At 39.7% G+C, this 13,487-nt stretch carries 11 protein-coding genes; 8 read left to right on the top strand and 3 right to left on the bottom strand.

From position 1 onward, the window contains the following. Positions 1-96 precede the first annotated feature (96 nt). From ACKPEB_RS09670 to ACKPEB_RS09680, 3 genes are all read right to left on the bottom strand, one after another. Positions 97-1,452, bottom strand: coding sequence for a flippase (locus ACKPEB_RS09670; RefSeq protein ID WP_408964671.1), 1,356 nt, complete (start codon positions 1,450-1,452; stop codon positions 97-99). Positions 1,453-1,511: 59 nt separating this feature from the next. After that, positions 1,512-5,183, bottom strand: coding sequence for an amino acid adenylation domain-containing protein (locus ACKPEB_RS09675; RefSeq protein ID WP_408964672.1), 3,672 nt, complete (start codon positions 5,181-5,183; stop codon positions 1,512-1,514). A gap of 81 nt (positions 5,184-5,264) precedes the next feature. Next, positions 5,265-5,423, bottom strand: a complete 159-nt coding sequence (locus ACKPEB_RS09680; RefSeq protein ID WP_408964673.1) for a DUF3598 family protein — start codon at positions 5,421-5,423, stop codon at positions 5,265-5,267. 21 nt (positions 5,424-5,444) lie between these two features. Between ACKPEB_RS09680 and ACKPEB_RS09685 the strand changes: the two genes are divergently transcribed. The 8 genes from ACKPEB_RS09685 to ACKPEB_RS09720 all read left to right on the top strand — a co-directional run bounded on the left by ACKPEB_RS09685 (position 5,445) and on the right by ACKPEB_RS09720 (position 13,296). Next, entirely contained in the window at positions 5,445-6,389 is a 945-nt protein-coding gene (locus ACKPEB_RS09685) for an S-adenosyl-l-methionine hydroxide adenosyltransferase family protein (protein WP_408964681.1), read from the top strand. A 129-nt stretch (positions 6,390-6,518) separates the two neighbouring features. Further along, positions 6,519-6,695 carry a hypothetical protein gene (locus ACKPEB_RS09690; RefSeq protein WP_408964674.1) on the top strand — a complete coding sequence of 59 codons (177 nt, stop codon included), beginning with the start codon at positions 6,519-6,521 and terminating at the stop codon, positions 6,693-6,695. 590 nt (positions 6,696-7,285) lie between these two features. After that, on the top strand, positions 7,286-9,007 hold the full coding sequence (gene ltrA, locus ACKPEB_RS09695) for a group II intron reverse transcriptase/maturase (protein WP_408964675.1): 1,722 nt from the start codon (positions 7,286-7,288) through the stop codon (positions 9,005-9,007). A gap of 833 nt (positions 9,008-9,840) precedes the next feature. Further along, a complete protein-coding gene (gene ltrA, locus ACKPEB_RS09700) occupies positions 9,841-11,607 on the top strand; it encodes a group II intron reverse transcriptase/maturase (protein WP_408964676.1) in 1,767 nt (588 codons plus the stop codon). A gap of 44 nt (positions 11,608-11,651) precedes the next feature. Next, positions 11,652-11,927, top strand: a complete 276-nt coding sequence (locus ACKPEB_RS09705) for a ribonucleotide-diphosphate reductase subunit beta (RefSeq protein ID WP_408964677.1) — start codon at positions 11,652-11,654, stop codon at positions 11,925-11,927. 114 nt (positions 11,928-12,041) lie between these two features. Further along, complete coding sequence (locus ACKPEB_RS09710; RefSeq protein WP_408964678.1) at positions 12,042-12,521, top strand: hypothetical protein; 480 nt, start codon at positions 12,042-12,044, stop codon at positions 12,519-12,521. Next, the gene (locus ACKPEB_RS09715; protein ID WP_408964679.1) at positions 12,479-12,838 is read left to right on the top strand and encodes an HNH endonuclease; all 360 of its coding nucleotides are present in this window, start codon (positions 12,479-12,481) and stop codon (positions 12,836-12,838) included. Before ACKPEB_RS09710 ends, ACKPEB_RS09715 begins: the two co-directional genes overlap by 43 nt. 173 nt (positions 12,839-13,011) lie before the next feature. Next, the gene (locus ACKPEB_RS09720; RefSeq protein WP_408964680.1) at positions 13,012-13,296 is read left to right on the top strand and encodes a ribonucleotide-diphosphate reductase subunit beta; all 285 of its coding nucleotides are present in this window, start codon (positions 13,012-13,014) and stop codon (positions 13,294-13,296) included. Positions 13,297-13,487: the final 191 nt, after the last annotated feature.

Raw genomic sequence — 13,487 nt, forward strand, 5'->3', positions numbered from 1 at the left:
ATATAAAATAGGCGATCGCACCCGAATTCCCCCCTCTCCCTAACTTCCCTTAATAATAGAGGGATTTTATTCAATAACAATTCCTTTGCCGCTTACTCAACGGGAAACACGACTCTGATTTGTCCCAAGTCCCAAATTTGAAAAAACAGTAGGATTAACTTCTAAATTACGAATCACGATCATCGCCAGCCAGACATTCCAAATACTGAGGGTAAGAGCAGTGGTTAAAGCCGCTCCCACAGTGCCCCACAAAGGAATAGCAATTGCATTTAAAACCAGATTAATTAAAGCAGTACAACCCGAAACTAACATTAATTGATTTTGATAGCCGGTCATTGAAAGTAAATTGCCCACCGAACCCGATAAAGCATTAACCAATTGTCCGATAACCAGAATTTTTAAAGCCCAATGAGCTTCGGTAAATTCCGGGCCAAAAATTGCCAGGAGGGGTTTGGCAAAAATCATTAAGGTGACTCCAATAGCAATTGACGACCAGAAAATCCAAACCGTAACGATAGAAATGACCTTTTGTAATTCAGCCCGCTCACCTTGGGTGTGGAGAATGGCAAAAGCAGGTGCAACGACAATATTAATGGCTTGCAACACAAAACTCACCCACAAAGCCGTTTTGGAAGCCGGACTATAGATACCAACCGCAGCAGCGCCAACAAATGAACCCAACATTAAAATATCCGTTTGCACCAGAAGTTCTCGGAAGGCGCGATAAAGCAGGAGAGGTAGGGAAACTTTTAACCAAGCTTTAGGAGTATAAATGGGGTCGGTAGCAACAATATCACCATGAAATTTGAACCAGACCAGACCAGCTTGTAGGGCGATAATTCCTAACAGTGTCCCCAAGGCTATCTCAGTCATCGAAATGCTGCCAAGAATATGCTGATCATGCCAGAGAAAAAACCCCCCAAACAGTACGAGCATCGGCCAAATTACTTTCGTGGGAGTGTAAGCGAGGATAATATTTTCTGCTCCCCGGGCTAGATCTTCTTGCAATAAAACTAACCCTTGTAAGGGAACTAACCAAATACCAATCAGTAAAACCGGAGCATAAGAAAATTGATAGTAATGGTTGACGAGGAAAATTAATCCTGTACCCAACACACCCAAAAACAAACCCATCCCTATGGTGAGTTGCCAACTACCCAGTACCAGTCCTCGCAGAAGTCCCCACTCCTGCTTGACGCGGTATTCATTAATAAAACGAACAACAGCCCTAGGCAAACCCAGGCTGGCAGGTACGGCTAATAACAAAGACCAAGTGATCACATATTCGTAAATCCCATATTCAGTTTTTCCCATCCAGCGAGCGAGAAAGACTTGAACCAGGTAAGCCAGAGTCACACCTGCCAATTGTAAAGTTAAAGCGATCACGCTACTCTTGGCAAGGCTGATAATTTGAATGCTATTTTCCGTTTGAGCCAGGGAGGTTTGAGTCATGCCAAATACTTTTTAATAATGTCTCGGTTTTCGCTTCTAAACGAATTCCATCTTGGATTTTAAGAAAAATTCATAGCCAAATACAATTCTATTTGTTTAGCTAAATCTTGAACGTGAGGTTCTTCAAGCATAGACCAATGATCTCCACTAACTTCATAATAGTCTAAGCCTTCTTTCGCAAACTTTCGCCAGTTCGAGATAAATAGATCGGTCTTTCTTGACTGTTCTTCTTTAGCTTTAAAATAAACCACTTTACCCGGATAAAGCTTGGCTTCATATCGGCGTTTTGCTTGGTATAAAACTTCAATTAAAGGTAAAATTCCCGGTTCTTGTGACCAAGGAGGTAATTGACTCATAAATTTTTCTTTGCGCTGCTGTTCTTCGGCTGGAGAAACAGGAATAAACTTTTCTTCCGGGGAAGACGAATCTAACAAAGCTAATAAGGCAATATTTTGACCTTGTTGATAAAGTTGGTGTGCCATTTCAAAAATGACTTTTCCCCCAAAAGAATGCGCTAATAAAAAGTAAGGGCCTTGCGGTTGAACCGACTGAATTTCTGTGAGATAATGTTCCGCCATAGCTTCAATTGTAGTTAAATAAGGTTGTTTGCCATCTAACCCTACCGCTTGTAACCCATAAACGGGTAAATCTGAAGGGAGATAATTGGCTAAATTTCGATAAGATAAAATATTGCCACCTACGCCATGAATGCAGAATAAAGGAGGTCTTGATCCGTTGGGTTTAATTGCAACTAACGATGACCAAGCGGTTGACCATCCTTCCTGACGCAAAAGATGAGCGAGTTGCTCAATCGTAGGAGCATTAAAAAGAATAGATAGGGGTAAATTGTGGTTAAAGATTTGCTCAATTTTAGCAAACAAACGAACGGCTAAAAGAGAATGACCTCCCAAAGAAAAAAAGTTATCTTGGATGCCAATTGGTTGAGTGTCTAAAATACTTTCCCAAATCTGGGTTAATTCTAATTCTAATTCATCGCGCGGCGCAATAAAGTTACTGTTTTGACTCGTTAATGATTTGGGAGAAGGTAGATGACGTCGCTCTAATTTACCGTTAGGATTTCGGGGCAAATGATCTAATAATACAATAAAGTTGGGTACAGCATATTCGGGTAGTTTTTGTGCGATAAAATTGCGAATTTGTTCTTGAATTTGATTCGATTCTGCTGGATTTAAAGAATGGTGGTTAGTCGCAACGTAAGCGACTAAGTTATTATCTTTCGGTAAATCATCCCTAGCAATAACCACCGTTTCTTTGACATCTGGATGCTGATTTAAAGTTGCTTCTATTCCTTCTAGTTCAACTCGAAATCCTCTGATTTTAATTCGGCGATCGCTCCGACCAACAAACTCTAATACTCCCTCTGGTGAATAACGAGCTAAATCCCCTGTTTTATAAAGGTGAGTTATTCCTTCAAAGGGGTTAAGAATAAATTTATTTGCCGTTAATTCTGGACGATTAAGATAACTGCATACTTGACGTTTTCCAGCTACACATAGTTCACCGATTTCTCCTTCGGGTACGGGTTTTAAATCTTCATCGAGTAATAAAATTGTTACATCTTCAATCGGCTTTCCTAAAGGGACAATTCCGGTTTGATCTTGAAACGCTTCAGGAATGATATAATAACTTACAGTTCCCGTTGTTTCAGATTGGGAATACAAATTAATCATTTGGGCATGATGTTGGATTTGGTAACGCCAATCTTGGGGAATATTCCAAGCTAAAGGTTCTCCGGTCACTAAAATTAATCGTAAGGAATTATTCAGTAAATTTAATCTGACATTACTATCTATTTCTTGCAAAAAATCGATACAGAATCGCCAGATGGTCGGCACCGTATCCCAAATGGTAACTTTGGCATTTTTAATCAGTTGGAAAAGCTGTACAGGATCTTGTCTCTGTTCGCGATCAGCAATGATTAATGTTGCTCCTACAAATAAGGGTAAAAGCGTTTGCCTTACCCCGGCTGAAAAGGCAAAAGAAGCCGTATGTAAATATTGATCGCTGGGTTCAATTCCTAAAGGCAAAACAATTGATTGTAGATAAGAAGATAAGCTATAATGGGGAATGCAAACGGCTTTCGGTTGACCTGTGGAGCCAGATGTATAGATTGCATAAGCTAGATCATTAGAACTAACTGCATTGGCTGGATTTTCTAAACTTTGCTGGGCAATTTCTAACGGGTTTGAGTCGAGATCAATAAACTTGATATCTGACTCTGGAAGGTTTTTTCTGAGTTCTTTACGAGTGATCACAACCGGAACTTGGGCATCTTTTAACATAAATGCTAAACGCTCTGCCGGATAGTCAGGATCTAGGGGTAAATAACCGCTACCTGCTTTCAGGATGGCAAGAATCGCGATCACAAATTCGCAAGAGCGGTCTAAACAAATTCCAATTAAAGTATTAGGTTTGAGATTAAATTGCTGAAGATAATGAGCCAGTTGGTTAGCTTGCTGATTGAACTCTCGATAAGTGAGTTGTCGGTGAGAATCAATTAGGGCGATCGCAGTCGGTCTTCGTTCAACTTGGGCTTCAATGAATTGATGAAAACAAGGTTCTTCTGGATAAGAATTAGCAACAATAAACTCAACCAAACTGTCTTCAGGCGTCCGACAAGCAAGTAAAACTTCTGCTTCTCCTGTAGTCGTTAATTCTCCCAGTTGATTTGTACCTGTAATTTTGACTTGGGCTAAAATTCCTAATTCACACGCTGTTTTTTTAATAACTGTTCCTTGATACCAAATGGTATCTCCATATAAAACTGGAGCGATCATTTGTACCGATAAGCGTTTAAGTCGTCCGCGATCGCCCATCCAATTCGTTAGCAACGGAGACAGCCAAGCAAAGCGCATCACCCCATTATCAAAGGGGGCGGGCATTCCCCGTTGTTTTGCTAAGAGAAAATCCTCATGGTGTTGAGAATGTTTAATTGACCAGCCTGTGATCGGATTTTGAACCGCAGTATGAGGAGCTTTGAGAAGATCGTGATACCCTAAAGCCCCAGGACGATAAGACGGGCCAATTGCAGCTTGCCAACAAATCAAATCACCCACCGTTAAGGGGCCACGCACTAGGGGGGGAAGTTGAGTACCAATCTCTAAATCTTCTCCCCATAAAATGCGATCGCCCCTTCGACTTTCCTGCTCTAAAGCTTTGCCAATTTCTGCCAATTCTTCCTCGGAATATTGGTAAATTGAACGATTGACTAAAAGATCGTTTTCTGTGCGTGCAGCCCACACTAAGTTACTCTTAGCTTGACCGACTAATTCTTGCTTTTGATTCCAGTAGCTTGTTTCTGAAAGGATACAAACCAAGGGACGATTTTGACGATCTTTAGACTCGTAAACCCCTGTTTGTTTCGCAGATGGATTTAAGGAATCTCCTTCTAAAATTGGGACAAACCACTCATATTCTAGTTCTCCAATTAAATTGGACATCGGTATTTTCATTGGATATCCATGCAGTGATGGGTATAATACTGAAGTTAAAAAAGTGGGGGGCGCAACGAGACTGCCATAATCACTCTTGCGGGCATAATCGGGGTCGAGCCATAGGGGATTATCGTCGCTAATCCCATAAGCAAAATGTCTGATGGCTTGTGCTGTAACTTCTGTATTCCAAGGCTCTCTTTCTTGAATGATTTGCCCTGTTAGTAACCGAGATTTTTCTATAAATTCGTTCAGTTGTCTATCTATTATTTGACTCATTTCTAGTTTTCGGTTCAGAAATCAATTGCTGATTCTTGCATTTTATCCTAAAACCGATTCTTTCTCTGTATTAGGATAAGATCATTTTAGGGTCAGGCTTACTGTTTGATCCTGATTCAAACTTTCCAGGGTAAGATGACTAGGAATCTCTCTGATTCGTTCTTCTTGGGGCGAGAACTCAGTGAAAAACCCTTGCCAGTTTCCCAAATTTTTGAGAAAATTTTCCCATTGACTGTTCATTTTAATTTTTATTCAATGAATATAAAAGTTCATCCCATCATAACACTTTTAACAGATTTTGGTTTAAAAGATATTTATGTCGGTGTTATGAAAGGAGTCATTAATCAAATTAATCCTCATATTAATATTATTGACTTAACCCATGAAATCCCGGCTCAAAATATTGCGGCGGGTCGGTTTTCTTTGATGAATGCTTATTCCTATTTTCCCGAAAAAACCGTTCATATTGCAGTGGTTGATCCCGGTGTAGGAACTCAACGCAGGGCGATCATCATTCACTATAAAAATCATTATTTTGTCGGGCCAGATAATGGGTTATTAACCGGAATATTAGAACCTGTTCTGAATTCTAATATTAATCATAATTCTCAGGGTTTAGAACAATCTGAAATAACTGCCATTGAATTAAATCATCCTCAATATTGGCGGACTAATCAACCGAGTACCACCTTTCAGGGTCGAGATATCTTTGCTGCTGTTGGTGCTCATTTAGCATCAGGTATTTCCCTCGAGCAATTAGGAACCTTCATTGACCCAAAAACCTTAGTCAAGTTATCTTTACCGCCCTATCAGATCACCGATTTTGGAATAGAAGGATGTATTCAATATATTGATGGATTTGGAAATTTAGTCACCAATATTCCTGGGAAAGCGGTTGCTGGTCAAAAATGGTATGTAGGAATTAATAAACAGAAAAAGAAAAAAGATAAAAAGCCAAAAAAGAAAAAATCCGCTAGAAAATGTTCTAAAAAGGATAAAAAAAGATGGCAGGATCAACCCCAAATTCTATCAGATTTGTCCTGTCTGATTCCAAGCGGTCAAACCTATGGAGACGTACCATCAGGTCAATTTATAGCATTAGTTGGCTCTCATCATTGGGTAGAAATTGCACTCAATGGTGGCAATGCTCAACAAAAATTAAACCTAGATTGTGGGACAAAGGTGTTAGTTATTCGTTATCCGTAATTAATGTGAGTTTAATAAGTTAAATATAAGCGAAGTAAAAATTTACAATAACTTGAAAAAAAGTGAGAGTAACCCACGATTAGCTATTTTTTGCTATAAAGTAATCTGGCACTACTCTATTTTGCAAGTATGACCTTAGACTTCTTTTCATCATCCCTAATGGATAGCAATGGGCATCAACAACCTAAAAAAATGCCCGTTAATCCGATTTTTAACCCCGATGGGAATGATGATATTGCTCATCGTTCAATTTGGTTTGGGGAAACCACGAATTTAATGCAGGTGCGACCTGAACTGGTCGTTTGAACTGGGACTGCGAAGTCCTCTAGGGATTTCCACCCCTAGCCCTCGTAGAAAAGACTCGCAAGAGTCCGACGACTACCAAAGTAAGTAATGAAATGGTGGGAATGCACGTCCTAAATGTAGCCTGAAGCTGCTAGGGTTAAGCGGTCAAGGAGCTAGAGGGAAAAGATGGGAAGGACGAACAGGGTCTAAGTTGTTGATTATGCTGCGTGATAGTTTGAGGAGCCAAATTACCCTGATAGGCTCTAACCAAAATGGTAAGGAGGTGGTCTAAATATACTGCATTTATTTAGACGTGGAAACAAAACCCCTCCCGCAGTAAAGACAGCCGCCCTAACCCATCGAGAAAATTCAAACGATACAACAGGATAAGCCCTACAAAGTCTTAGTCGAGGTCGAAAAACTAAGTAGGCCAATCGTAAGAAAGGCGGAATCCTTTGGAGGGTAAAGGATGAGAGAAAAAGCGAAAGCCCTCTGGTAATAAGAGGGATAGGGGTTCTAAATTTGCCCCTGACCGAAAGGAATAGCAGACTTCTCTTGGGTCTTATACGGAAAAGACAATGACAAAGAAACCAAACGGAGATAAAAGTTAGATGTCAGCAAAACTGATAAATGGAGTCAACGGACAACTAGAGGACTGGAGCCAAGTAAATTGGAAGAAAGCCCACAAGATTGTTAGGAATTTACGTCAAAGAATTTTCCGTGCCCGAAAACTTGGTCAGTGGAAGCAGCTACGACGGCTGCAAAAACTGTTAATCAGAAACTACGCCAACCTATTGCTAAGTGTCAGACAAATTACTCAGGTTAACACCGGAAAGAAAACTGCGGGAATAGATAAGGAGGTTGTAAATACACCCGCACAGCGAGTAAAACTTGTCCAAGAATGGAAGATGCCAAAAGCAAAAGCCACAAGACGGGTGTATATCCCCAAAGCAAATGGCAAGAAACGTCCTCTCGGAATTCCCACCGTAAAGGATAGAGTCGCACAGGCAATAGTCAAAAACTCACTAGAACCCGAATGGGAAGCGGTGTTTGAGCCTAATTCATACGGATTCAGACCCGGAAGAAGCTGTCAGGATGCTATCGCTCAATGTTTCCAAAGATTAAGCGTGAAAAACAGCAGAGAGACAGACTCTTATATTCTGGACGCGGATATTGAAGGATTTTTCGATAACATTGCCCATGAATCCATTCTGAATATGATTAATTCATTTCCCAAAAAGGAACTAATTAAAGAATGGTTGAAAGCAGGATTCGTCTATGATTGTGTCCACAATCCCACCCATACAGGTACTCCGCAAGGAGGTGTTATAAGTCCACTACTGGCTAACATTGGATTACACGGATTAGAGGAAGTAATTGAAAGCCTACCAGTCTATCAATACCATGACAATGTAAACAAGAAAACTGGTAAGGTCTATCAACATAAAACTAGGACTACTCTAGGTGTCATTCGATATGCAGATGACTTTGTAATAACATCAAGGGATAAAGAGACACTAGAAAAAGTGCTAATCCTGATTAAGCAATGGTTAGCAGAAAGAGGACTTAATATTAGCGAGGAGAAAACAAGGATAGTACACATAGAGGACGGATTCAATTTCTTGGGGTTTAACGTGCGTCGCTATAAAGGCAAACTATTAATCAAACCTCAGAAAGAAAAGGTCTTAGCTTTTTGTCAGAAAATAGGGGAAACCATATCAATGATGAAAGCTTCGACTCAAGAAGAAGTCATCAAGAAGTTAAATCCAATTCTCCGGGGCTTTGCTAACTACTATAGAGGTGTAGTTAGTAAGGAAGTCTTTGATTATATCTCACATAGAGTATGGCAATACCTTTGGACATGGGCGCGGCGTAGGCATCATGCCAAATCAACAGAATGGGTTAAAAAGAAATACTTCACCCGGTTAAAAGGGAAAGATTGGACATTTATGTGTCAAGGGACTGGTAGGAAAGGAAAGGAAAAAACCTATATCCTATATGACATCAGTAGTACACCCATAGAAAGACACATAAAAATCAAAAGCAATAGCAGTCCAGATGACCCTAACCTTAAAGAATATTGGGAGAACCGCAACACAAACAACGGCAAGAAATACTGGGCAAAAGGTTCTAAATATGAACAAATAGCCAAAAAACAAGGATGGAAATGCACCGTTTGCGGAGAACACCTATTCAATGGTGAAAATATCGAAACCCATCATATAGTACCTGTTGCAGAAGGTGGAACGGACGACACCGAAAACCTGATGCACCTGCACATTGCGTGCCATAAGCAGGTACACAGTAAAACCAAGTTTGAAGGCTTGAAGTAAGGCTTGAGCCGTGTGATTAGTAATAGTCACGCACGGTTCTTAGGGGAGGGGAGAGCGGTGACGCTCGAACCTTACCCGACTTAAACGATGTGCGTTATTCCTGGGCTGTCGGTTTGTATAAACAAATGCGCGAAAATTTCGTGTGACTCGTTTAACCTAAAGATGCTCAAATCCTTGCGGAATAAGGCATCGGGACGGTTAGTTCCTGAAGAATTTAGGAATAACTTTTGTATTCATCTAGGTGAGCTTATCTTAAGCAAGTCCTAGCCTCTCAGTGCAAGAGGAAACGCCCTGACATATCCATGGAGGATAGCCCCTACTAAGGTGACTGATTATCAATTTAGTAAAGCGGGGACAGTTTCAAGACTGATAATTGCTGAAAACAGTTAAGAAGTGGCAGGAACGTCATGGGTAGAACAAACGAAGTACCGTTGAGCCATCGTTATCGCGCAGCAGGGAATATAAGCTTGTGTTCTGGACACGCCCTGCGTCGGAAATAACCGACAAGAGTAGAGAAATCCGATATCGAAGTTTTCTGGATTTGCACTTCTCATACCTCCGGTGGAAAGGTACACCCTAAAACGTTCAAATCAATGAATACAAAGGAACGAGATAACCCAGTTTCAAGCTCTTAATATCAGGTCGAAATATTAAGAAGTCAATCAAGACGAAAAATCTAGGAAACTAGGCTGAAATTGGGAAGGATGGGATAAGAAGCAGTCTTCTCACCATGAATTAACATGGAATGCCTGAAAAGGGATGGAGTAATGTCCGAGATAAGCAGACGTATCTCGCAATATGCTGATAGCTAGATTTTGGAAGTAGTAGGTTAAATGTCTAATTCACATTCGGAAATTAAACCTAATAGTGAGGAATGGAGAAATATCGATTGGCATAAAGTCGAGAGATATGTTTTCCGCTTACAAAAACGAATCTACGCAGCTTCACGAGATGGCGATGTCAAAAAAGTCCGCAAGCTTCAGAGAACACTCATGAGGTCATGGTCAAGCCGAGTCTTAGCGGTACGACGGGTTACTCAAGATAATCAAGGGAAGAAAACGGCAGGAGTGGATGGAGTTAAATCTTTGTCCCCAAAAGCTCGTTTACACCTTGCAGGACGACTTCAGATTACAGGGAAAGCCAAACCAACAAAAAGAGTATGGATACCCAAAAGGAATCAAAAAGAAAAACGTCCATTGGGAATACCCACAATGTACGACCGTGCAGTACAAGCATTGGTTAAATTAGCCCTAGAGCCTGAATGGGAAGCAAAATTTGAACCTAATAGCTATGGCTTTAGACCAGGAAGCTCATGTCACGATGCGATGTGTCAAATTAAAAATCACTTAAAACATGAAGCTAAATATGTACTAGATGCAGATATCGCTAAATGTTTTGACAAAATTGACCATCAAAAATTACTCGATAAACTTGGCGTAAAAGGTAAAGTCAAGCATCAAATTAGAGCTTGGCTGAAATCTGGAGTTCTTGATAACAAACAATTTCATGAAACCATTGAAGGAACACCACAAGGGGGAGTCATATCACCTTTGTTGGCTAATATCGCCCTTCATGGATTAGAGGAACGACTGAACGAATACATCAAAACTGTTCCTCTAAAGGACTGGAATCAGACGCAGAACAGATGGCTTGTAAAAAGCAAAGAAAGAAGGGTAAGTTCATTGGGATTTATCCGATATGCTGATGATTTTCTAGTTCTCCATAAGGAAAAGTTTGTCATCGAGAAGTGCCAAGAAATCATTACTGAGTGGCTCAGTGACATTGGCTTAGGACTCAAGCCTGAAAAAACCCGTATTTCCCATAGTTTAGAGGCGGATTTATCTTCTGATGGAAAAGCGGGATTTGATTTCCTTGGCTATCATGTACAACAGTACAGAGTTGGTAAATATCATCAACATAAAGCCGGGAATAAAAAGGTTGAGTTTAAAACCTACCTCACTCCAACCCAAGACAATCTCAAAGCTCATCAAGAAAAAATCAAGTCAATTATCCTTAGACATGAAAGTAGTCCCCAATCCGTCTTAATTAAAGAATTAAATCCTGTAATTATCGGATGGAGTCGCTATTATTCATTTTCCGATGCTCAAACATTAGGAATCTTTAAAAAGCAAGATAATTTGACTTACCTAAAACTTAGAAGATGGGCTAAGAAACGATGTAAAACCATAGGAAAGGCTTCAAGAAAATATTGGAGAAAAGATGGCAAAAGAAATTGGGTATTTACATCCAATGAAGCTAAATTATTTTTCCATGTGGACTTTGAAACCACAAGCAATCCTTTAGTTTACAACAAAGTCAAGGGTGATAAAAGTCCTTATGACGGAGATTGGGTATACGGTCGCGCCAAACTAGGTAAACACCCGAATGTACCTCAAAGATTAGCAAAAATCTTAAAGTACCAAAAGGGAAAATGTAACCATTGCGGACATTATTTTTATGATGAAGATGTGATTGAAATTGACCATATTACACCTAAATCACAAGGCGGAAAAGATGAATATAAAAATCTTCAAGCCCTTCATCGCCATTGCCATCATCAGAAGACAAGATTGGATAAACAATCTAGTCAGGAAGTCTGATATTTCAGTAAGTGTATTGAGTAGCCGTGTGAGGTGAAAGTCTCATGCACGGTTTCGGAGGAGAGATGGTTAATGGCAACATTACCATCGACTCTAACTGGGTACCCGAAAAATTAGATATTACTCAGGATGTCGTTGATTATGTTAATTTAACTCCCGATGAACGCTGGGCATTTGATGGAATTTTAAGCTATTTAACATTCCTTGATTCGGTACAAACTTGCAATATTCCACATCTAAAAAGTTGTGTAACGGCTCCAGAAATTAGTCTGTGTATGGCAGAACAAACTTCTCAAGAAGCAATGCACAATCAGAGTTAATTGATAGCTCCTTTCGTCAGTAATGGCGATCGATCACTCCTTTAATTGCTGGAAAATCTCACTCGAATATTCTAAAATATACGATAGAGACAATCAGCAGCTAAGTGACCAAAAATGAAAAAGCCTATTCCCTTTAATCCCGAATATAGTGTCACTCCTGATGGACAAGTTTTCAAAGGAGATAAATTATTGAAACAGCACACGAAAGGCTGTGTTCGTGTATCGCTTTCAAGAAAACTATATTTGGTTTCAGAAATTGTTGCTGCGGCTTATTTACCCAAACCCCAAAATGCCACTAAGTTAGTTTACTTGGATGGTAACAATCTCAATGTTTCTCTTGAAAACTTGATGTGGGTCAGTGACAATTATGAAGAAATGGATTTTGAGTTTGTTGAATATAATGGAAAAAGTTTTCGGCATATAAGCCATTTAGAAACCAAACAATATTATATTAATGAGGCAGGAGAAATCTTAAATTTTGCCACAAAAAAATCATTAATCCTGTTTGTGATTCTATTGGTTATGCTCGATTTACTTATTATTTTCGACAAATGGATCATCTTGAGAAACGAACGATTGCTGTCCATATTCTAGTTTATGCAACTTATCGTGGACAGTATGACGATTCGGTATTTGAGATCAATCATATTGACGGGAATAAGTTAAATAATCATTTATCCAATCTTGAAATAGTTTCTCATCAAGAAAATATAATTCATGCAGTACAGCTAGGACTACAAAGTCGTAAATACCCTGATTCTACAATCAAGTCTATTGCGACAATGTTGCTGGATGACTGTTCATGGACTGAAATCTATAATTTTCTTTGTGAAAAGCACAGTGAATTAAACAAGACAACTGCATTTTCGCTAATTAATAGCGTAGCTCATAACCCGTCTTGTTATCGGTGATTTATGTCAAGAAGTTGGATTGGTCAAAAGTTCAACGACTAGCCAAAAGGCGTAGAGCCAAGCGGCTCGAAATGGGGAGCAACCCAATGGGTTGAAGATATAGTCTGATCCATAAGGTGACTTATGGCAGCTTGAATAAAGCGGGTTAGGATTAGCGAACCTAACTGAACACAATGTATCAATACATGATTGAAACAATTATTCCATCGGATCGAAGAAATTTTGTCTATGATTTTTGGAGAACAGATGAAGTTTTACGCGATCGCTGTGAATTTATCGCCGGGATTTATCAAACATATATTGATAATCCCAACCCCGAAAATTACTTTATTTCTCTGTTAGCCGATTATATGTTAGAAGGACTTTACTTCTACAATGGCTTCATCTATTTCTACAATTTAGCCTCCCGAATGTTAATGCCGGGATCGGCTGATATTTTCAAAATGATTAACCGTTAAATTCATAGCGGCTTTTCACGGTAACGTGAATCGAAAACCCCTCTAATTCAGGGAAACTCTCAATTGAGACAATCCTGAGCCAAGTGGAAAGATGAACTTCCCCATGTTATAATTCATCTACAGCCTAATAGATGTCTTAGCTCATGGATGCCAAACACCCTGATTTGCCTTATACGGTTTCCGAAGATGGT

Origin of the sequence: Planktothrix sp. (assembly GCF_046067725.1) — a bacterium.
GTDB lineage: Bacteria > Cyanobacteriota > Cyanobacteriia > Cyanobacteriales > Microcoleaceae > Planktothrix.